General features: G+C 64.8%; 21 protein-coding genes and 1 pseudogene. 11 read left to right on the top strand and 11 right to left on the bottom strand.

What is annotated here, in order from left to right; all coding sequences use genetic code 11:
• Positions 1-368, bottom strand: a pseudogene (locus QM569_RS12150) (IS30 family transposase); the annotation flags it as partial.
• Positions 369-714: 346 nt separating this feature from the next.
• Between QM569_RS12150 and QM569_RS12155 the strand changes: the two are divergent.
• Positions 715-993, top strand: coding sequence for a BrnT family toxin (locus QM569_RS12155; protein WP_414987497.1), 279 nt, complete (start codon positions 715-717; stop codon positions 991-993).
• Entirely contained in the window at positions 968-1,264 is a 297-nt protein-coding gene (locus tag QM569_RS12160) for a BrnA antitoxin family protein (RefSeq protein WP_414987498.1), read from the top strand. Before QM569_RS12155 ends, QM569_RS12160 begins: the two co-directional genes overlap by 26 nt.
• Positions 1,265-1,410: 146 nt before the next feature.
• Here the strand turns inward: QM569_RS12160 and QM569_RS12165 are convergent, their stop codons facing one another.
• From QM569_RS12165 to QM569_RS12185, 5 genes are read right to left on the bottom strand one after another with little or no spacing between them, the layout of a single operon-like run.
• The gene (locus QM569_RS12165; protein ID WP_414987499.1) at positions 1,411-2,937 is read right to left on the bottom strand and encodes an AMP-binding protein; all 1,527 of its coding nucleotides are present in this window, start codon (positions 2,935-2,937) and stop codon (positions 1,411-1,413) included.
• A 5-nt stretch (positions 2,938-2,942) separates the two neighbouring features.
• On the bottom strand, positions 2,943-3,932 hold the full coding sequence (locus QM569_RS12170; protein ID WP_414987500.1) for a Bug family tripartite tricarboxylate transporter substrate binding protein: 990 nt from the start codon (positions 3,930-3,932) through the stop codon (positions 2,943-2,945).
• A gap of 49 nt (positions 3,933-3,981) precedes the next feature.
• On the bottom strand, positions 3,982-5,154 hold the full coding sequence (locus QM569_RS12175) for an acyl-CoA dehydrogenase family protein (protein WP_414987501.1): 1,173 nt from the start codon (positions 5,152-5,154) through the stop codon (positions 3,982-3,984).
• A 49-nt stretch (positions 5,155-5,203) separates the two neighbouring features.
• Positions 5,204-5,977: an enoyl-CoA hydratase/isomerase family protein gene (locus QM569_RS12180; RefSeq protein ID WP_414987502.1), complete on the bottom strand. Its 774-nt coding sequence runs from the start codon at positions 5,975-5,977 to the stop codon at positions 5,204-5,206.
• Positions 5,974-7,260, bottom strand: coding sequence for a CaiB/BaiF CoA transferase family protein (locus QM569_RS12185; protein ID WP_414987503.1), 1,287 nt, complete (start codon positions 7,258-7,260; stop codon positions 5,974-5,976). The genes QM569_RS12180 and QM569_RS12185 overlap by 4 nt, the downstream gene beginning before the upstream one ends.
• Before the next feature lie 165 nt (positions 7,261-7,425).
• On the opposite strand from QM569_RS12185, the gene QM569_RS12190 reads away from it, so the two are divergent.
• Both QM569_RS12190 and QM569_RS12195 read left to right on the top strand, forming a co-directional pair.
• Complete coding sequence (locus QM569_RS12190) at positions 7,426-8,172, top strand: IclR family transcriptional regulator (protein ID WP_414987504.1); 747 nt, start codon at positions 7,426-7,428, stop codon at positions 8,170-8,172.
• A 6-nt stretch (positions 8,173-8,178) separates the two neighbouring features.
• The gene (locus tag QM569_RS12195; RefSeq protein WP_414987505.1) at positions 8,179-8,988 is read left to right on the top strand and encodes a heparan-alpha-glucosaminide N-acetyltransferase; all 810 of its coding nucleotides are present in this window, start codon (positions 8,179-8,181) and stop codon (positions 8,986-8,988) included.
• 52 nt (positions 8,989-9,040) lie between these two features.
• On the opposite strand, the gene QM569_RS12200 is transcribed toward QM569_RS12195, so the two are convergent.
• From QM569_RS12200 to QM569_RS12220, 5 genes are all read right to left on the bottom strand, one after another.
• Positions 9,041-9,826 (bottom strand): peptidylprolyl isomerase, encoded by a 786-nt coding sequence (locus tag QM569_RS12200; protein ID WP_414987506.1) that lies wholly within the window; start codon positions 9,824-9,826, stop codon positions 9,041-9,043.
• Between the two features lie 64 nt (positions 9,827-9,890).
• Positions 9,891-10,157: a BolA family protein gene (locus QM569_RS12205; protein ID WP_414987531.1), complete on the bottom strand. Its 267-nt coding sequence runs from the start codon at positions 10,155-10,157 to the stop codon at positions 9,891-9,893.
• Positions 10,157-10,699, bottom strand: a complete 543-nt coding sequence (locus QM569_RS12210; protein ID WP_414987507.1) for a septation protein A — start codon at positions 10,697-10,699, stop codon at positions 10,157-10,159. The genes QM569_RS12205 and QM569_RS12210 overlap by 1 nt, the downstream gene beginning before the upstream one ends.
• 11 nt (positions 10,700-10,710) lie before the next feature.
• Positions 10,711-11,118 (bottom strand): peptide-methionine (R)-S-oxide reductase MsrB, encoded by a 408-nt coding sequence (msrB, locus tag QM569_RS12215; protein ID WP_414987508.1) that lies wholly within the window; start codon positions 11,116-11,118, stop codon positions 10,711-10,713.
• Complete coding sequence (locus QM569_RS12220) at positions 11,115-12,569, bottom strand: protein adenylyltransferase SelO (protein WP_414987509.1); 1,455 nt, start codon at positions 12,567-12,569, stop codon at positions 11,115-11,117. The genes msrB and QM569_RS12220 overlap by 4 nt, the downstream gene beginning before the upstream one ends.
• 79 nt (positions 12,570-12,648) lie before the next feature.
• On the opposite strand from QM569_RS12220, the gene QM569_RS12225 reads away from it, so the two are divergent.
• The 7 genes from QM569_RS12225 (at position 12,649) to QM569_RS12255 (ending at position 20,765) form a co-directional block, all read left to right on the top strand.
• Entirely contained in the window at positions 12,649-14,292 is a 1,644-nt protein-coding gene (locus QM569_RS12225) for a 3-(methylthio)propionyl-CoA ligase (protein WP_414987510.1), read from the top strand.
• 140 nt (positions 14,293-14,432) lie between these two features.
• Positions 14,433-15,665 carry a branched-chain amino acid ABC transporter substrate-binding protein gene (locus QM569_RS12230; RefSeq protein WP_414987511.1) on the top strand — a complete coding sequence of 411 codons (1,233 nt, stop codon included), beginning with the start codon at positions 14,433-14,435 and terminating at the stop codon, positions 15,663-15,665.
• A 69-nt stretch (positions 15,666-15,734) separates the two neighbouring features.
• Positions 15,735-16,688: a branched-chain amino acid ABC transporter permease gene (locus tag QM569_RS12235; protein WP_414987512.1), complete on the top strand. Its 954-nt coding sequence runs from the start codon at positions 15,735-15,737 to the stop codon at positions 16,686-16,688.
• A gap of 5 nt (positions 16,689-16,693) precedes the next feature.
• Positions 16,694-18,007, top strand: a complete 1,314-nt coding sequence (locus QM569_RS12240) for a branched-chain amino acid ABC transporter permease (protein ID WP_414987513.1) — start codon at positions 16,694-16,696, stop codon at positions 18,005-18,007.
• A complete protein-coding gene (locus QM569_RS12245) occupies positions 18,008-18,811 on the top strand; it encodes an ABC transporter ATP-binding protein (protein ID WP_414987514.1) in 804 nt (267 codons plus the stop codon). It abuts the gene before it with no gap.
• Positions 18,811-19,506: an ABC transporter ATP-binding protein gene (locus QM569_RS12250; RefSeq protein ID WP_414987515.1), complete on the top strand. Its 696-nt coding sequence runs from the start codon at positions 18,811-18,813 to the stop codon at positions 19,504-19,506. The genes QM569_RS12245 and QM569_RS12250 overlap by 1 nt, the downstream gene beginning before the upstream one ends.
• Positions 19,507-19,562: 56 nt before the next feature.
• Complete coding sequence (locus QM569_RS12255) at positions 19,563-20,765, top strand: CaiB/BaiF CoA transferase family protein (RefSeq protein WP_414987516.1); 1,203 nt, start codon at positions 19,563-19,565, stop codon at positions 20,763-20,765.
• Positions 20,766-20,833 lie beyond the last annotated feature (68 nt).

The raw sequence follows: 20,833 nt of genomic DNA on the forward strand, positions 1-20,833 counted from the left end.
CCCCTTTGCCAAGGGCTGTGGGGATCGCAGAAGTACACCCGCATGCCGGTGGCCGCAGCCAACTCCTTGTGGCGCGCCATCTCCTTGCCCTGGTCATAGGTCAGGCTCTGGCGCATCGGATCTGCAAGCTTGTTGGTGAAAGCCGCCAGCGCACTGTCAGCCGTTGCATCCGCCATCTTGCACAGCAGCACCAGGCGCGTGGAGCGCTCCACCAACACGCCCACGGCCGACTTGTTGCCCGCTCCCTTGATCAAATCCCCCTCCCAATGCCCTGGCATCACGCGGTCATTGACCTCGGGCGGGCGCACGTGGATGGACACCATGTCCGGAGTCTGCCCGCTGACCCGGTGCGCGACAAGCCCCGTCCGTCAGGGCGGGGAGGGCGTCAAACCTGTAGTTCATGCCAGCAAGAAAAATTGTGGGGGCAACTTTGGGGGCAACTTTGACAATGTTGTTGATAATTTCATATGGAAATATGAATCCCGCCGCTCCGACCAAAACGATGACCAAGGGTGTCCACCAATGTCTGGTGGACACCCTTTTTCATGGGCGCGGCAGGGCTTTGCTGCCTGCACAGGTCGGTCGGCTTCCGTTGGCATCCAGCGTCGGCCAACGACTTGACTGCCTTCGGCGCGCGTCGTGTGCCAGTTGTCGGCGCAGCAATGTAGTAACAATATGGCTGCTGCGTGGCTTGTTTGTTATTACAATTCGCTCGTGCGCATCGAATTCGACCCAGCCAAGAATGGGGCCAACATCCGCGACCGGGGTTTGGGCTTCGAGCGAGCGGCAGAGTTTGACTTTGGCACGGCAGTCATCGAGCGGGACACGCGCAAGCCGTATCCGGAGCCCCGTTTTGTGGCTGTGGGCTTCCTGGACGCACGCCTGCATGTGCTGTGCTTCACCCCCGTGGCTGGCGGCATTCGTGTAATCAGCTTTCGCAGGGCCAATGCCAGAGAGGTTAGAGACTATGAGCAAACGCGCTCCATTGACTGACGAGAACGGCGAAGTTCGCGAACTGACGTTGGCTGACCTGCGCCACTTCAAACCTGCCGCCGAGGTGCTGGATCCCGCGCTGTACGCGAGCCTGCTGCAAATGAACCGCCGTGCCGGTGTACGTGGCGCACAAAAGGCTCCCACCAAGGTGGTCACCACCATTCGCCTGTCGCCTGATGTGATGGACGCATTCAAGGCCACGGGCGCCGGTTGGCAGACGCGCATCGACGCGGCTCTGAAGGACTGGCTCAAGAGCCATTCGCCTGTGTAGGTGTGGGTCGGGGTCGGGGTCGCCACTGACCACAAGGAGGCTTGAAGGGCCGCATGCATAACCCGCCCACCCCGGTGAAGTGCTGCACGATTGGCTGGCCGACGCGTTTGGGGCATCGCTGGGGGCAACTTGTGACTTGACGGCCTTCAGCGCGCGTCCTGTGCCAGTTGTTGGCGCAATTCGCGCTTGAGCACCTTGCCGTAGCTGTTTTTCGGCAGGTGTTCCACGAAGCAATACCGCTTGGGGCGCTTGAATCGTGCGATGTGTTGCAGGCAATGCTGGTCGAGTTCGCTGGGCGTGGTCGATGGCATTGCGCTGGAAGCCACGATGAAGGCCACGACCACCTCGCCCCATTCCCCGTCTGCCTGCCCGACCACGCATACCTCATCGACGCCCGGGTGCAGGAGCAAGACTTCTTCGACCTCCCGCGGGTAGATGTTCGAGCCCCCGCTGATGATGACGTCCTTGGAGCGGTCCCGCAGCGTCAGGTAGCCGCGCTCGTCGATGGAGCCCATGTCACCGGTGAAGAGCCAGCCGTCGCGCAGGGCCTCGGCGGTGCCGACGGGGTTGCGCCAGTAGCCGGTCATCACGACATCGCTGCGGCAGATGATTTCGCCTACCTCGCCGGGGTTCAATCGTCGGCCATCGCCGTCCACTACGGCCACTTCGACCCCCGTGCGGGCCAGACCCACAGAGCCGAGGATGGCATCGTCCTCCAGCGCATGGTCTTTACGGCGCAAGCTGGTGATGGTCATGGGGGTTTCGCCCTGGCCGTAGATCTGCGAGAACACTTGGCCGAAGACCTTCATTGATTTTTTCAGCTCTTCGACATACATGGGGCCACCGCCATAGACGATGCTGCGCAGATTGCGCGGGCGTGGTTGCCCCGTGCGCTCGGCTTGCAGCCGCAGGCGCTGCACCATGGTGGGCGCCAGAAAGGCGCCGCAATCCGGGTGGTGATCGCACAGTGCGAGGAATTCTGCCGGGTCGAAGCCGCCGGATGTCGGTATGACCTGCCGCGCGCCGCGCCCGATGTAGGCGGGGATGTAGAGGCCCGACCCATGGGACATTGGAGCCGCGTGGATCTGGCTCGCGTGCTCGTCGATGCGCTCGACGTCCGCCAGGTGTGCGACCGTCATGGCCATGAGATTGCGGTGCGTGAGCATGGCGCCCTTCGAGCGTCCGGTGGTGCCGCTCGTATAGAACAACCAGGCCAGCGTGTCCGGCCCGGTGGGCGCGATGGTGGTGGCGGCGGCATCGGCGAACAGCGCCTCATAGGTCGGCGAGCCAATGGTGACGGGCCGGGGGGCGGATGTGCCCGTGCCGAGGTGAAGCCACACCTCCGCTGCAATGGACTCCGAGGTCAGCAGCAGCGATGCATCGGCATCTTCGATCACCTGCAGCATCTCGCGGGGGTGAAGTTTGTAGTTGATGGGCACCACCGCACAGCCAGCCGCCCAGGTGCCGAACAGGACTTCGAGGTACTGCGGGCAATTCTCGGTGGCGATGGCAATTCGCGCGCCGGGTGCGAACTGCCGCATCAGCGTTGCCGCCAATTGAAGCGAGCGGCTGCGCAAAGCCTGGTATGTCTGGTGCAGCGAAGTCCCGTGGAAGACGGCTGCGCGTGCGGGAAAGCGCCGCGCGGCTGCGTCGAGCAAGGTAGAGAGGTTCATCCCGATCAGTCGATCTTGGCGCCCGAGAATTTGACCACTTCGCCCCATTTCTTGATGTCGGCGCTGAGAGTGGCCGCAAACTGATCGGCGCTGCCCCCCAATGGCGTGAACCCCATGCCGGTGAGCCGGTTTCTGAAGGCGGGGGTGTTGAGCGCCGTGTTGAGGGCCTCGTTGATCTTTTGGCGGACCTCGGCAGGAGTGTCCTTGGGCGCGAGCAGGCCGAACCAGGTATCGGACATGAGTTGGGGATGCCCAAGCTCCACCGTGGTGGGCACGTCCGGCATGAGGTCCGAACGCTTGTCCGCCATCACTGCGACCGCCCGTAGCCGTCCGTCCTTGACAAGCGGCGCTGCTGCGGTGATGCCCGGAAAGGCCAGTTGCAGGCGACCGCCGACCAAATCGGCAAGCACTGCGCCCGGCGAGTTGTAGGGCACATGGACCATGAAGACGCCGAGGGTTTTCTTGTACAGCTCGCCCGACAGGTGGTATGAGCTGCCGCTGCCCGTTGACCCAAAATTCAGCTGGCCGGGGTGACTCTTGGCATAGGCGGTGAGATCCGGGAGCGATTGAATGCCGAGAGATGGCTGGACCACGATCACGTTCGGCACCGAGCCGATCAAAACGATGGGGCTCAGGTCACGCTGAGGATGGTAGGGCTTGGCGTCGTAGAGCGTGATCGCAGGAACGAGGGTCCCGGTCCAGCTGAAAAGCAAGGTGTATCCGTCTGCGGGGGACTTTACGACGGAGGCGGAGCCGACGTTCCCGTTCGCACCGGGCTTGTTCTCCACGACGAAAGCCTGGTTGAACACCCGGCCCAGCTCCTCGGAAACCAGGCGCGCCAGCGGGTCGGCGCTACCGCCAGGCGCGGCGGGCACGACGATGCGCACCGGCTTGCTGGGCCAGGCTTGGGCCAGTGCGCCCATGGACGTGAGTGCCGCAGCGGATACGGCGAACGACAGAATCGCACGCCGCGAGCTTGAAGAGTGATGGTGCATGCTTGTCTCCTTCTTTGTGTGATGGGGGTGAGCCGTTTGCTGCTGAGGCTCAGTAGGACTTGGGCATTCCCAGTACGCGCTCGGCGATATGGCTCAGGATCAGCTCACGGCTGACGGGCGCAATGCGGGGGATCATGATTTCGCGCAGGTAGCGCTCGACGTGGAATTCCTTGGAATAGCCCATGCCCCCGTGCGTGAGGATGGCGCGCTCGCAGGCGCGGAAACCCGCTTCGGCAGCGAAATATTTGGCGGCATTGGCCTCGGCGCCGCAATCCTTGCCGTTGTCATACAGCCAGGCGGCTTTCATGGTCAGCAGTTGCGCGGCCTCGAGTTCAATCCAGTTCTCTGCCAACGGGTGCTGGATCGCCTGGTTCTGTCCAATGGGCCGGTCGAACACGATGCGCTCGCGCGCATAGGTGGCGGCTTTCTGCAGGGCGATGCGGCCCACACCCACGGCTTCGGCGGCGAGCAGCACGCGCTCGGGATTCATTCCGTGCAGGATGTACTTGAAACCCTTGCCTTCTTCGCCGATGCGGTCCTCCACAGGGATTTCCAGTCCGTCGATGAATAGCTCGTTCGAATCCACGCACTTGCGGCCCATCTTCTCAATGAGGCGTACGTCGATCCTGCTGCGGTCGAGGTCGGTATAGAACAGCGTGAGGCCGTGCGACTGCTGCCCGGGGCCGAGGGCTTCCAGTGGCGTGGTGCGCGCCAGCAGCATGATCTTGTCGGCTACCTGCGCGGTGGATATCCAGACTTTCTGACCGTGGACCACGTATTTGTCGCCCTGGCGCACCGCGCGGGTCTTGAGTTTGGAAGTGTTGAGGCCGGCATTGGGCTCGGTGACGCCAAAGCAGGCCTTGACTTCGCCCTTGGCGATGGGGGGCAGCATGCGGCGCTTCTGCTCTTCATTGCCGAAGGCTGCGACCGGCATCATGCCGAACACGTTGATGTGTACCGAAGAACATCCACTCAGGCACGCGCCGGATTCGGCGACGGTTTGCATCATCAACGCCGCTTCCTGCACGCCAAGCCCTGCGCCACCATATTCCTCGGGAATTGCCAGCCCCAGCCAGCCCGCGTCGCCCATGGCGCGGTAGAAGTCGTGGGGGAACATGCCGTCCGCGTCGCGTTCGAGCCAGTAGCTTTCGGGGAAACGGGCGCAAAGGTCCTTGACGGCCGCCCGGATCGACTGGTGTTCTTCGCTCAGTTCAAAGTTCATGTGTTTCAGAATCGAATTCAGGAAGCGGGGCTGTGTGCGATGAGGAACGTCAGCGTCCCTTCCAGCGCGGTGCGCGCTTCTCGACAAAAGAAAGCGGCCCTTCCTGGGCGTCTTCGCTCAAGTAAACGGACTCGAAAAGGCGCTGCGCCGCGCGCAGCCCGGCAGAACGTCCCATTTCGGTGGAGAGGTACACGAGCTCGCGTGCGGCCTTGACGGTGAGGGGGGCATTGGCTGCGATGCCGCGTGCCATGTCGAGGGCGCGCTCCAGCAGTTGGTCGTGTGCAACCACCTCATTCACATAGCCCAGGGCCATCGCGCGCTGCGCGCTCAGGGGTTTGGCGGTGAGCAGCACTTCCATCATGATGCGCTGGGGCAGCATGTGGATGAGGGGCGCGGCCCATGGCATGCCGCGGCCCACCTTGGCTTCCGTAATGCCGAATGCCGCATGCTCGGAAGCGATGCACAGGTCGCACATCTGCGCGAACAGCCATCCCCCCGCCAGTGCAATGCCGTTCACGGCAGCGATGGTCGGCTTGCTGATATGCACCACGTCCCCGAGCACGGGCAGCATGTCGCGCGGCGGAACCTTGAGCTTCATCGCAGCGGCGGTTTTGAGGTCCATGCCTGCGCAGAAGGCCTTATCGCCGCTGCCGGTGAGAATGCCCACGCGCAGCGCGTCATCGGTTTCGAGCATGTGCCAAGCCTGGCGCAGGCCATCCATCACGCCCTCGTTGATGGCATTGCGCTGCGCGGGCCGGTCCATCGTGATGATGGCGATGGCGCCATCGACCACCTGAAAGTCGATTTCATCGTTCAGCTTCATTGGCCACTCCAGGATGCGCGGGCCCTTTCGGCATCGGTGCTGCCGTCCTTCTGGGCGGATTCACCGGGTGCCATGGCGGCTCCTGCGGCCAGCATGGCGTCGATCTGCTCGGGCGCGTAGCCCATCTCCGCCAGTACTTCGCGCGTATGCTGGCCGAGCGTGGGCGCATGGCGGGGCGGGGCGGGTTTATGGTTCTGCCACGTCATTGGCATGCGCATGGTGCGGATCGGGCCTTCGCTCGGGTGCTCCACCACCGAGAAGAAGCCCGTGGCCGCCAGATGGGGGTCGTCCAGTACGCTCAAAAGACTGTGCATGGGCATGGAAGGCACGTCGGCGCGCTCCAGCAGTGCCATCCATTCGGCAGTGGTCCGTTCTTGAAAGATCGATGCCAGCGTGCCGTACACGTGGTCGATGTTTTTGGAGCGCGCGCTGTAGCTGGCGAAACGGGCATCGTCCGCCATCAGCGATTCACGCCCGATTTCGCGCAGGAAGTCGGCCCACTGCTTGTCGGTATAGATCAGCGCGCAGACATAGCCGTCTTGGGTTTGGTACGGTCGGCGCTCCGGCGACAGTTGGCGCGCATAGCCGCCGGCATCGAGCGGGGGCTCAAAGCTCAGGCCGCCCAGGTGGTCGCCCAGCACGAACGCCACCATGGTCTCGAACATGGGGATGTCAACCCGGTCGCCGAGCCCCGTGCGCTCGCGGGCGAGCAGGCTGGCAACGATGCCGCTGACGCCCGTTAGCCCCACGATGCGGTCGGCCATCGCCGTGGGGACGTAGCGCGGTATGCCGCCCGATGCCTGTGCTATCAGGTGCGAAAGCGTGGCGGCACCCTGGATCAGGTCGTCATACGCCGGGCGCGCGGCATAGGGCCCGTCCTGCCCGAAACCGAACAGGCCCGCATAGACGATGCGCGGGTTGAGGGCAGACACCTCCTCGTAGCTCAGGCCGAGGCGCGCCATGGCTTGTGGGCGCACGTTGTACATCAGTACATCGGCGTCGGCCAGCATGCGTTTGAGCGCGGCCAGGCCCTCGGGATTCTTCAGGTCCAGAACGACGCTGCGCTTGTTGCGGTTGGCGTTGAGATAGACGGGCCCCATGCCTTCGTGCCGGGCGGGGCCGATCTGCCGCACCAGGTCTCCCCTTGGTGCCTCGACTTTGATGACATCGGCTCCCATGTCGCCCAGCGCCTGGGATGCAAACGGCCCCATCAGCACCGATGTCATGTCGATGACCCGTATGCCCGCGAGCGGACCGGATGCGCCGGAGGTGACGGGGCTCATGGGCTGCATGTTTGTTTCTGCTATTGTTCCTGTATGTGAACAAATCATACGCATACAAGAATGATTCGACAATGCCTCGATCCACGGGATTACCCTGGTCTCGGTGCCAGGGGCGGGGCGCGGTTTAATGGAGGCCCGCTGCATCCCGGCCCTCAAAAAGCTACCGTGAACGTCAAACAAGCCGCCAACGTCCTCGACCTGCTCGAATACTTCGCGGAACACCAACGCCCGGCGAGCCTGGCAGAAATTTCCCGCCACTTCGGCTGGCCCCGTTCGAGCACTTTCAACCTTCTGGGCACGCTCATCAACCGGGGATTTCTTTACGAGCCGCGGGCCAAGGCGGGGTACTATCCCGCGCCCGTCTGGGCTGCGCTGACCAGCCGGATCGAGGAGGCCCAGCCAGTGCCGCCCGGGATCCGGGAACTGCTGCAGGCGTTGGTGGACGTGACTGGCGAGACGGCAGTGCTGGCCGTGGCCAGTGGTTCTCACGCACTGTTCATCGAGACCGTCGAATCACCCCATTCGGTTCGCTATGCGGCGCCGACGGGCAAGCGGGTGCCGCTGCATGTGACGGCAACGGGCCGTGCGCTGATCTCGCAGATGGCGGCAGAAGAGCGTGCATCGTTTCTGCGCAAGGCGGAGTTCGAGCGCTACACAGGCACCACGTTGATGAGCCCCGAGGCCGTGGAAGAGGAGATCGCGGCATCGCAGGAGCGTGGCTGGTTCGCCGGCAATGCGGAATTCACGCAGGACCTGGGCGGGGTGGCGCTTCCCTTTGAAGTGGGGGCGCGGCGTTTCGCCCTGCTGGTTGCCGGGCCGACCTTCCGGGTTGGAGACCGGCTGGAGGCCCTGGCCGCGACACTGCGTCAGCACTTGCAGTCCTACCTTTCCCGGCAGGCAGACCTGGCCTGAAAACCCATGGTGACGTGTCCCGCCGCCCGATGTGCATCAAGGGCCCGTACATCGCACAGCGCTTCCCCCAGCCACGCCGCCACGCCGCGCTGCGATGCCGTGGACGCGCTGCGCGGCCTGGCCATGGTGTGGATGACGGCTTTCCACTTCTGCTTTGACCTGAGCCACCTGGGTTTCTGGCCGCAGGACTTTCGCGCCGATCCGTTCTGGACGATGCAGCGCACGGCCATCGTGAGCCTGTTTCTTTTCTGCGCGGGGCTGGGGCAGTCCATCGCGCTGCACCAGGGCCAGGGCTGGGCGCGGTTCGGGCGGCGCTGGGTGCAGATTGCGGGCTGCGCCTTGCTGGTGACGGCGGGCTCGTTCGTGATGTTCCCCCGCAGTTTCATCTACTTCGGCGTGCTGCACGGCATGGCGGTGATGCTGCTCGTTGCCCGCTGCACGGCGGGGTGGGGGCGCTGGCTGTGGCTGGCGGGGCTGGTGGCGTTGGCGCTGCCCCCCATCGCGCAGCATTGGCTGGCAGGCGCCTGGGCCGAGGCCGCGCCCTGGTTCAATGGACGGGCGCTCAACTGGCTGGGGCTGGTGTCGCGCAAGCCGTTCACCGAGGATTACGTGCCCGTGCTGCCGTGGCTGGGCGTGCTGTGGTGGGGACTGGCGTGCGGGCAGTGGTTGCTGATGCGGCGGCCCAGGTGCCTGCAACGGCCTGTGCCTGTGGTCTTCAAGCCGCTGGCGGTGCTGGGGCGCTGGAGCCTGAGCTACTACATGGCGCACCAGCCCGTGCTGATTGGCCTGCTGATGGTCGTCGCCTGGATGCGGTAGCCCATAAAAAAACGCGGCCCGGGAGCCGCGTTTTCAACGGGGGAACCGCCAGTTACTCGATCTTGGCCTTGGCGCGCAGCTCTTCCTGGAACTTGGCGAGCTTTTGCTGTTGCAGTTGCTGGGCGACCTGGGGCTTGACCTCTTCCAGCTTGGGCAATTGGGCCTGGCGCACGTCGTCCAGGCGGATGATGTGCCAGCCGAACTGGCTCTTGACGGGTGCGTCGGTCATCTTGCCCTTTTCGAGCTTGATCAGTGCTTCGGTGAACTCGCTCACGTAGCTGGCGGGGTTGGCCCAGTCCAGGTCGCCGCCCTTGGCGCCGGAGCCGGGGTCCTTGGACTGCTTCTTGGCGATGTCCTCGAACTTGGCGCCTTTCTTGATGGAGGCAATGATGGCCTTGGCGTCGGCTTCCTTCTCTACCAGGATGTGGCTGGCCTTGTATTCCTTGCCGCTGTTGGCGGCCACGAACTTGTCGTACTCGGCCTGGATCTCGGCGTCGGTCACGGGGTTGTTCTTCTGGTAGTCGGTGAACAGCTCGCGGATCAGCAGAGTCTGGCGGGCCAGTTCCATTTGGGCCTTGTAGTTTGCGGAGCCCTCCAGGCCGCGCTTTTGCGCTTCCTGCATGAAGATTTCGCGGGCGATGACCTCTTCCTTGATCTGGCCTTCAACGTCGGGCGTCACGGGGCGGCCCGAGCGCTCCAGTTGCTGCCGCAACAACTCGGCGCGTTCCTTGGGCACGGCCTTGCCGTTGACGATGGCAATGTTCTGAGCGGAAACGGGCAGGGCCAACGTGCCCAGCACGGCAGCGGCCACGAGGCCGGACAGGAGCTGTTTCTTCATGCGGAATCCAAAAAAGAGAGGAGGGGATTGGATGATTACCGGCCAATGCGAAAGTTGCACCGGTTCAGAGAACTTCGATGGCGAGGGCGTGAATGCCTTGGTCCATCAATTCGCGCAGCGCATCATACACAAGGCGGTGCTGCGCCACGCGGGGCTTTTCGGTAAAGAAAGGTGACGCGATGCGCACGCGGAAATGGGTGCCAAAGCCGGTGCCGTTGGCGCCCGCGTGGCCCTGGTGTTGCCAGCTTTCGTCCAGCACTTCGAGGGCCGCCGGTGCCAGCCGGGCGGTCAGGGCGTCGTGTATCCGGTGGGCAAGGGGTGCGTTGTTCATCATGCGGCGGGCTCGTCGTCGTCCTTGAGGTGGGGTGCGATGTAGATGCCCTGGCCTATCAGAAAGACCAGCGGGAAGACGTAGCCCCAGAGCTTGAAGTCCACCCACGCCTCGGTGCTGTAGTTGAGCACCACGTAGGCGTTGATGGCCGACATGAAGGCGCAGTACGCGATCCAGGCGACGGTAAGGCGTGTCCACACCGTGTCGGGCAGGGCCAGCTGGCCGCCCAGCAGCATCTTCAGAAAGTTCTTTTTCAGCGCCCACAGCGCCACGGCCAACGCCAGGGCCATGGCGCCGTAGAGCACCGTGGGCTTCCACTTGATGAAGCGGTCGTCCTGCAGCACCAGCGTGAGCGTGCCGAACAGCAAAATCAGCACCAGCGTGGCCTTGTGCATGGTCTGCAGGCGGCGGTCGATGGCGTAGATCAGCCCCATTTGCGCCACGGTGGCGGCCATCAGCACGGCGGTGCCCACGTAGATGCCGTAGAACTTGTAGGCCCCGAAGAACAGCAGGATGGGGAGGAAGTCGATCAGGATGCGCATAGAGGGGGGAATCAGGTGGGTTCGAAGTCCAGCGAGGCGGAGTTCATGCAGTAGCGCAGCCCCATGGGGGCCGGGCCGTCCTCGAACACGTGGCCCAGGTGGGCGCCGCATTGTGTACACACCGTCTCGGTGCGCACCATGCCGTGGCTGCGGTCCACGATTTCGGTGATGGTGCCCGGCATGGCCTGGGAGAAGCTGGGCCAGCCGCAGCCTGCGTCGAACTTGGTGGCGGAGTCGAACAATTGGGCGCCGCAGCAGATGCAGTGGTAGCTGCCGTCGGCCCAATGCGTTTCGTATTTGCCGGTGAAGGGCCGTTCGGTGGCGGCGCGGCGCGTGACCTGGAAGGCGCCGGGCTCGGCCCCCTTGGCCTGCAGCAGGGCCTGCCATTCGGCGTCGGTCTTGTGGATGGGGTAGGTCATGATGAGCAACTGATCTCGATGGAGGATGCCCAGTCGGGCGGGAAGGCAGCGTAGGCGTCGTGGCCCGGGTGCTCGTCGAAGGGATTTTCCAGCAGCCGCTGCAGGGTTTGGAGTTCGCCGAAGTCGCCGAGTTTCGCGGCGCGGATGGCCTGCTCGCCCAGGTGGTTGCGCAGCACGAACTTGGGATTGGTTTTAAGCATCAAATTGGCCGCTAGCGCCCGTCCACTAAGCACGAGCAGCTCTGAATACGATAGCAACCAGGCATCAAAGGCCGCACGGTCGGCGAACAGGTCGCGCACGGGCTCGAAGTCGCCGCTGCCCACGGCGTGCGACAGGCGGCGCCAGAAGATGGTGTAGTCCACGCTGCCCTGGGCCAGCAGCCGCAGGATGCCGTCGATCAGCACGCCGTCGCCGTCGCGGGCTTCGGCCAGCCCCAGCTTGGCGCGCATGCGGGCCATGAACTCGGCGGGGAAGAGGGTCTTGTACGGCTCCAGCGCGGCGCGGGCTTGCTCGTCGTCACCGATCAGCGGCAGCAGCGCCTGGGCCAGGCAGTGCAGGTTCCAGTACGCCACGTTGGGCTGGCGGTTGTAGGCGTAGCGGCCCTGCGTGTCGCTGTGGTTGCAGACGTGGCCGGGCACGAAGGCATCCAGGAACTGGAAGGGGCCGTAGTCGATGGTCAGGCCCAGGATGCTCATGTTGTCGGTGTTCATCACCCCGTGGCAAAAGCCCACGGCCTGCCACTGCGCCATCAGGCGCGCGGTGCGTTCGCTCACGGCTTGCAGCAGGGCGGCGTAGGGATGGCTGTCATCGCGGCACTGCGGGTAGTAGCGGTCGATCACGTAGTCGGCCAGGGCCCGCAGCTGCGCGTGCTGGCCGCTGGCGGCAAAGTGCTCGAAGTGGCCGAAGCGGATGAAGCTCTGCGCCACGCGCGTGACCACGGCGGCGGTTTCGACCTCCTCACGCCGAACGGGCGCGGGCGAGCCGGTGATGCACAGCGCCCGCGACGTGTGTACGCCCAGGGCGTGCATGGCCTCGCTGCACAAAAACTCGCGGATGCTGGAGCGCAGCACCGCGCGCCCGTCGCCCATGCGGGAATAAGGTGTGCGGCCCGCGCCTTTCAGTTGCACCTCGTGCCCGCAGGTCGTCTCGCCCAGCAGGATGGCGCGCCCGTCGCCCAACTGCCCGGCCCAGATGCCGAACTGGTGGCCGCTGTACACGCTGGCCAGGGGCCGGGCACCGGCGGGCAACTGGTTGCCGGTGAATGCCTGCAGGGCCTCGTCGCTGCGCAGTTGCCGCACGTCCAGGCCGATCAGCCGCGCGACGCCGTCGCTCGTGCCTACCCAATAGGGATCGGGCAGGGGCGTGGGGCGCAGTTCGGTGAAAAAGTCGGGGCCCAGGGTGGCGAATCCGTGTTTCCAGTCCAGCCCCAGGTCGGCAGTGCTCGCTTGCATGGGGCCGATTGTCTCGCACCGGCCCGGCACCCTGCGCTACGATGGCCGCCCCAATCACCACAACATCCAAGGAGCACACATGCTGGGCCTCATGCAGAGCCAACCGCTGCTGATTTCGTCGCTGATCGAGTTCGCCGAACGCCACCACGGCGACGCCGAAATCGTCTCCCGCCGGGTCGAGGGCGACATCCACCGCTACACCTACCGCGACCTCTCCGCGCGGGCGCGCCGTCTGGCCAACGCGCTGGACGCGCTCGGGCTGCAGTTCGGCGACCGCGTGGCCTCGCTGGCCTGGAACGGCTACCGCCACATGGAGATGTACTTCGGCGTCTCCGGCTCGGGCCGCGTGCTGCACACCATCAACCCGCGCCTGCACCCCGAGCAGATCGCCTGGATCGTCAACCATGCCGAAGACCAGGCGCTGTGCTTCGACATGACCTTCCTGCCGCTGGTGCAGGCCGTGCATGCCAAGTGCCCCACGGTAAAGAAGTGGGTGGCGCTGTGCGACGCCGACAAGCTGCCCGCGGACACCGGCATCCCGGGCCTCACGAGCTACGAGGCATGGATCGGCGCGCAGTCCGCCGACTACGCCTGGCCCCAGTTCGACGAGAACACCGCGTCGAGCATGTGCTACACCAGCGGCACCACGGGCAACCCCAAGGCCGCGCTGTACAGCCACCGCTCCACCGTGCTGCACGCCTATGCTTCGGCGCTGCCCGACGTGATGTGCCTGTCGGCACGCGACTCGGTGCTGCCCGTGGTGCCCATGTTCCACGTCAACGCCTGGGGCATTCCGTACTCGGCGGCGCTCACCGGCTGCAAGGTGGTGTTCCCCGGCCCGGGCATGGACGGCAAGTCGATCTACGAACTCATCGAGGCCGAGAAGGTGACCTACGCCGCCGGCGTGCCCACCGTGTGGCAGATGCTGCTGGGCCACATGGCGCCGAACCAGCTCAAGTTCAGCACCTTGACGCGCACCGTCATCGGCGGCTCGGCCTGCCCGCCCGCCATGATCACGGCCTTCCAGGACCAGTACGGCGTGGAAGTGCTGCACGCTTGGGGCATGACCGAGATGAGCCCGCTGGGCACGCTGTGTACGCTCAAGAACAAGCACCTGTCGCTGCCTGCCGAGGAGCAGATGAAGATCCGCCTCAAGCAGGGCCGCTGCATCTTCGGCGTGGACATGAAGATCGTCGGCGCCGACGGCAACGAACTGCCCTGGGACGGCAAGACCTACGGCGACCTGCTGGTGCGCGGCCCCTGGATCGTGGACAGCTACTACAAGCTCGATGGCGCCAGCCCGCTCATCCAGGACGCGCAGGGCCGGGGCTGGTTCCCCACCGGCGACGTGGCCACCATCGACGCCGACGGCTTCATGCAGATCACCGACCGCAGCAAGGACGTGATCAAGTCCGGCGGCGAATGGATCAGCTCCATCGACATCGAGAACATCGCCATGGCACACCCGGCCATTGCCATGGCGGCCTGCGTGGGCATGCCGCACCCCAAGTGGGACGAGCGCCCCATCGTCGCCGTGGTCAAGAAGCCCGGCGCCGAGGTCACGCGCGAGGAGCTGCTGGCGTTCTACGAAGGCAAGACCGCCAAGTGGCAGATCCCCGACGACGTGGTGTTCGTCGAGGCGATTCCGCTCGGAGCCACCGGCAAGATGCTCAAGACCAAGCTGCGCGAGCAGTTCCAGGGCTACAAGCTGCCGGGCCTCTGAAGCTGGCTTTTGCACCGTGGCGGTGCGCGGGGGCGCGTCGCCGCAGTCGCTGGTGCGACGCCGCTAGGGGTAGTCCCTGAGCGTCGCTCTTGTTGCAACGCGGTACGCTGCGCGCATTGATTCACAAGGAGACGATAACCATGAAGTTCGCTATGAAGGCTGTAGCAGCCTCGGTAATCCTGGCAAGCGCTGGCGCGGCTTTCGCTCAAAAGGGCGAGACCGTGAAGATCGCCTGGCTGGACCCGCTTTCCGGCCTGATGGCGGCCGTGGGGACGAACCAGCTCAAGAGCTACCAGTTCGTCGCCGAGGAGTTCAACAAGAAGAACAATTCCGGCGTCAAATTCGAGATCATCGGCATCGACAACAAGCTCAGCCCGCAAGAGACCACCGCCGCGCTGCGCTCGGCCATGGACCAGGGTGCGCGCTACGTGGTGCAGGGCAACGGCTCGGGCCCCGCGCTGGCCATCATGGACGCGCTGGAAAAGCACAACGCCCGCAACCCCGGCAAGGAAGTGGTGTACCTGAACTACGCCGCCGTGGACCCTGACCTGACGAACAGCAAGTGCAGCTACTGGCACTTCCGCCTGGATGCCGACACGTCCATGAAGATGGAAGCGCTGACCACCTTCATGAAGGACGTTCCCGAGATCAAGAAGGTCTATCTCATCAACCAGAACTACGCGCACGGCCACCAGGTCGCCAAGTACGCGAAGGAAATGATGAAGCGCAAGCGCCCCGACGTGGAGTTCGTGGGCGACGACCTGCACCCGCTGGCCCAGGTGCGCGACTTCTCGCCCTACATCGCCAAGATCAAGGCTTCGGGTGCTGACACGGTGATCACCGGCAACTGGGGCTCCGACCTGGCGCTGCTGCTCAAGGCCGCCAACGACGCGGGCCTGAACAACGTCAAGTTCTACACCTACTACGGCGGCGTCACGGGCAGCCCCACCGCCATGGGTGCGGCGGCTGCGGGCCGCGTGTACATGGTGTCCTATGCCCACGCCAACCTGCCGGGCGAGTTCAGCCGCCTCGTGGCCGACTACAAGAAGAAGTTCAACGACGACTTCTATACCGGCTCCGTGGTTCACGCCTTCTCCATGCTGGATGCGGCGTTCGTGAAGACCAAGTCCACCGACCCGGTCAAGGTTGCCGCCGCGCTGGAGGGCCTGAAGTTCAAGAGCTTCAACGGCGAAGTCGAGATGCGCAAGGCCGACCACCAGCTCCAGCAGGGCCTGTTCATCTCCAAATGGGAGAAGGCTGGCGGCAAGTACCCGCTGGACTCGGAGAACACCGGCCACACCTTCGTGCCCGTGAAGTACTACGAGCCCTACGTGGCCAGCACGCCCACGTCGTGCCAGATGAAGCGTCCGTAAGGCCGCCCGTGGCACGCAACGAGGCCCGATTCTTCTCGGGCCTTTTTTTTATACCCCTGAGAGGCTTCGATGAATCTTGAGTTTTTCGTGATCTCCCTGCTGAACGGGGTGGCCTATGGGCTGCTGCTGTTCATGCTGAGTTCGGGCCTCACGCTCATCTTCAGCATGATGGGCGTGCTGAACTTCGCGCATGCCAGCTTCTACATGCTGGGAGCGTACTTCGCATATACGCTTTCGGGCATCGTGGGGTACTGGCCTGCGCTGTTCATCGCGCCGCTGCTCGTGGGCGGGCTGGGGGCGCTGTTCGAGCGCTTCAGCCTGCGCCGCGTACACAAGTTCGGCCACGTGCCCGAACTGCTCGTGACCTTCGGGCTTTCCTACCTGGTCCTGGAGCTGGTGCAACTCGTGTGGGGCCGTGCCACGGTGCCCTATGAACTGCCTGCGCAGCTGCAAGGCCCGCTCTTTACGCTGTACGGCACGCAGTTTCCCAAGTCGCGCTCGTTCGTGATGTTCGTGGCGGTGCTCATGCTCGTGTCGGTGTGGCTGCTGCTCACGCGCACGCGCATCGGCCTGGTCATTCAGGCCGCGCTCAAGCACCCTGACATGGTGGAGGCGCTGGGTCACAACGTGCCGCGCGTGTTCATGATGGTGTTCGGCGGCGGTTGCGCGCTCGCGGGGCTGGCGGGCGTCATCGGCGGCAACACCTACGTCACCGAGCCGGCCATGGCCATGTCGGTGGGCTCCATCATCTTCGTGGTGGTGGTGGTGGGCGGCATGGGCTCGCTGGCGGGCGCCTTCCTGGCATCGCTGCTCATCGGCATCGTGCAGACCTTTGCCGTGGCGCTGGACCACTCGCTGGCAGGCGCATTGGGCGCCATGGGCGTGCAGGTGGGCGAGCAGACATTCGGTTGGCCGCTGCTCAAGCTCACGATCTCGCAGATCGCTCCCATCCTGCCGTACCTGTTCCTGGTGCTGATCCTGATCTTCCGCCCCAAGGGCCTGCTCGGTACCCGTGAGGATTGAACGCCATGACTTCCGCAACTTCACCCTCCACCGCGCACGACCGGGTCAAGCCTTTGAACATCGGTCGTCTCGTGGTCTGGACGCTGTTCGCCCTGGCCCTGGCCGTGGCGCCGCACCTGTTCACAAGCAGCCTGGCGCTGACCATGCTCTCGCAGATCGGCTACCTCATCATCATCTGCCTGTCCTACAACATGCTGCTGGGGCAGGGCGGCATGCTGAGCTTCGGCCACGCCGTCTATACCGGGCTCGGGTCGTTCATCACAGTGCATGCCATCCAGATGGCGAGCAAGGGCGAGCTGCCCATTCCGCTGTGGCTCATGCCCATCGTGGGCGGGTTGGCGGGCATGTTCTTCGCCACCGTGCTGGGCTTCGTCACCACCAAGAAGTCGGGCACCACCTTTGCCATGATCACCATGGGCATTGGCGAACTGGTGGCGGCAATGGCGCTGATGTTCCCCGAGTTCTTCGGTGGCGAGGGCGGCATCACCATCGACCGGGTGTACGGCAAGCCGCTGTTCGGGCTGAACTTCGGCTCCGGACTGCAGGTGTATTACCTGATCGCGGTGTACTGCTTCATCTGCACGGCGCTGATGTTCGCCTTTACCGGCACTCCGCTGGGCCGCATTCTGAACGCCGTGCGCGACAACCCCGAGCGCGTGGAGTTCATCGGCTACAACACGCAGCGCGTGCGCTACTTCGCCTTCATCATCGCGGGCTTCTTCGCGGGGGTGGGCGGGGCGCTGGCGGCGATCAACTTCGAAATCGTCACAGGTGGCGACAGCCTGAGCGTGCTGCGCTCGGGCGGCTACCTGCTGTTCACCTTTCTGGGCGGGGCCACGTTCTTCTTCGGCCCCATCATCGGCGCGGTGCTGCTGGTGTTCGCATCCATCCTGCTGTCGGAGCTGACCAAGGCCTGGCTGCTCTACCTGGGCCTGGTGTTCCTGTTCATGGTGATGTACGCGCCCGGCGGTATTGCCAGCCTGATCATGATGAACCTGCGCGTGGCCAAGTACGGCAAGCTGCGCACCCTGGCGTTGCCCTACCTGGGCCTGGCCGTCGGGGCGGTGCTGGCGGTGCTGGGGGCGGCCGCGATGATCGAGATGACCTACCACCTGCAGCTCAACGCCGCCCTGGGGCCGGAGCTGAAGTTCATGGGCACGACGATCAATGCCCAGGCGCTGTCGTCCTGGGTTGTCGCGGGTGTCCTGTTCGCCGTGGGTGTGGGCGTGCTGGAGGTGTTTCGCCGCCGTTTCGCGCGGCAATGGGGCGCCATCCAGGAATACATCGAGCACGAGACCAAACGCGGGGAGGCGCACTGAATGACCCACGACAACGCAACTGCGAACAACGCCAGCGGCTACGCGCTGGAGCTGCGCGACCTGCGCAAGTCCTTCGGCAAGACCGAGATCATCCGGGGCGCCAACCTGGCCGTGCAGGCCGGTGAGCGCGTGGCCGTCATCGGCCCCAACGGCGCGGGCAAGAGCACACTGTTCAACCTGATCAGCGGTCGCTTCGGCCCCACCAGCGGCGAGGTGCTGCTGCACGGCGCGCGCATCGATGGCATGAGGCCCTACGAGATCAACCGCATGGGCCTGTCGCGCAGCTTCCAGATCACCAACATCTTCCCCAAGCTGTCGGTGTTCGAGAACCTGCGCTGCGGCGTGCTGTGGAGCCTGGGCTACCGCTACGCCTTCTGGCGCTTTCTGTCGCAACTGCACGACGCCAACCAGCGCGCCGAGCAGCTCATGGAGATGATCCACCTGGAGAAGAAGCGCGACACGCTGGCGATCAACCTCACCTACGCCGAGCAGCGCGCGCTGGAGATCGGCGTGACCATCGCGGGCGGCGCCAGCGTGATCCTGCTGGACGAGCCCACGGCCGGCATGAGCAACAGCGAGACTGCGCGTTTCATCCGCCTCATCAAGGAGGTGACCGAGGGCCGCACCCTGCTGACCGTGGAGCACGACATGGGCGTGGTCTTCGGCCTGGCCGACAAGATCGCGGTGGTGGTCTATGGCGAGGTGATCGCCTTCGACACGCCCGAGAACGTGCGCGCCAACCAGCGTGTGCAGGAGGCCTACCTGGGCTCCGTCATCGCAGCGCAGCAGGAAGGGGGGCACTGATGCTGAAAATCGACAACCTGCATGCCTATTACGGCAAGAGCCACGTGCTGCACGGCGTTTCCTTCGACGTGCAGCCCGGCGAGATCGTCGCGCTGCTGGGCCGCAACGGCTCGGGCCGCTCCACCACCGCCAAGGCCATCATGGGCCTGGTGCACTGGGAGGGCTCGCTCGACTGGAAGGGCCAGAGCCTCGCGGGCAAGAAAGCCTACGAGATCGCGCATCTGGGGCTGGGCTACGTGCCCGAGAGCCGCGACGTGTTCCCCAACCTCACCGTTCACCAGAACCTGCTTCTGGGCCAGAAGGGCAATGGCAAGGGAAGCCGCTGGAGCTTCGACGACATGTACGCCATGTTCCCGCGCCTGAAGGAGCGCCAGCATACCGAGGCGGGCGTGATGTCCGGCGGCGAGCAGCAGATGCTCACGCTGTGCCGCACGCTCATGGGCGACCCGGACCTCATCATCATCGACGAGCCTACCGAGGGCCTGGCGCCCAAGATCGTGGAGCTGGTGGGCGAGTACCTGCTCAAGCTCAAGCAAAAAGGCATCTCGGTGCTGCTCATCGAGCAGAAGCTCACCATCGCCATGACCATCTCCGACCGCGCCCTGGTCATGGGCCACGGCAGCATCGTGTTCGACGGTACGCCGGACAGCCTGCGTGCCGACACGGCCATCCGCAAGGAATGGCTTGAAGTCTGACCCCCTTTGCGCTGTTGGCCACCAAGGCGGTCGTGAAGAAACAAGAGGAGACAACCATGAGCCATATCTTTGAGGGTCTGAAGGTCATTGACTGCAGCAGCTATATCGCCGCCCCCGGGGCGGCAACGGTGCTGTCCGACTTCGGTGCCAACGTCATCAAGATCGAGCCGCCCGGCGCGGGCGATGCGGGGCGCAACCTTTCACGCCTGCCCGGCGCGCCCTCTGCGCCCCATTTGTATGGCTGGCTGCTGGACAACCGCAACAAGCGCGGCATGGCACTCGATCTGGCCAAGCCCGAGGCCCAGGATGTGCTGCACAAACTGGTGGCCACGGCGGACGTGTTCATCACCAACTTTCCGCATGCCGTGCGCAAGAAACTCAATCTGGGCTACGACAAGCTCTCGGCACTGAACGACAGGCTGATCTACGCCTCGTTCACCGGCTACGGGGAGAGCGGGGACGAAGCCTCCAAGCCCGGTTTCGACATGACGGCCTACTGGGCGCGGTCCGGCCTGATGGACGGCGTGCGCGCCGAGGCAGCGGCCCAGCCCGCACGCGCGCTGACGGGCATGGGCGACCACCCGTCCGCCATGTCGCTGTTTGGCGCCATCATGGTGGGGCTGTACCAGCGTGACCGCACGGGGCGGGGCATGCAGGTGGGGTCGTCGCTGATCGCCAACGGCATCTGGGCCAACGGCTTCATGGTGCAGGCCGCGCTGTGCGGAGCCACCTTCACGCCCCGGCCGCCCCGCGAGAAGCTGTTCAACGCGCTGACCATTCAGTACCGCTGCCGCGACGACCGCTGGCTCATCCTCACCATCCTCAACGAAGACCGCCACTGGCCGGTGCTGGCCAAGTGCCTGGGCCGCGAAGACTGGCTGACCGACCCGCGCTTTTTGACCCAGCGCGACCGCTTCAAGCACGCGACCGTGCTGATTGCCGAACTGGACGCGGCCTTCGCCACGCGCGACCGCGCCGAGTGGTGCGACATCCTGACCGAGGCCGGCATCGTGTTCGAGATCGTCGCCAGTCCGGACGACGCAGCGAAGGACAAGCAGGCCATCGCCGCCGGTGTGCTGGTGCCGTTCGAGAACGACACCATGATGACCATCAGCAGCCCCTTCTATGTGGAGGGCGCCGCCAAGGTCGCACCGCGCAAGGCTCCGGACGTGGGTCAGCACACCGACGACATCCTGCGCGGCGCGGGCTTCGACGAAGCTGAAATCGCACAGCTGCACGAGGCCAAGATCGTGTTCTGAAGCGCCGGGCAGGCCGCGCCACGCGACTGCCGCCCGCCGGTGCATGTTGCGGCAGGGTTTGTCCCGCT

It is taken from the genome of Acidovorax sp., assembly GCF_047607405.1.
In the GTDB taxonomy this organism is placed as follows: Bacteria; Pseudomonadota; Gammaproteobacteria; order Burkholderiales; family Burkholderiaceae_C; genus Acidovorax.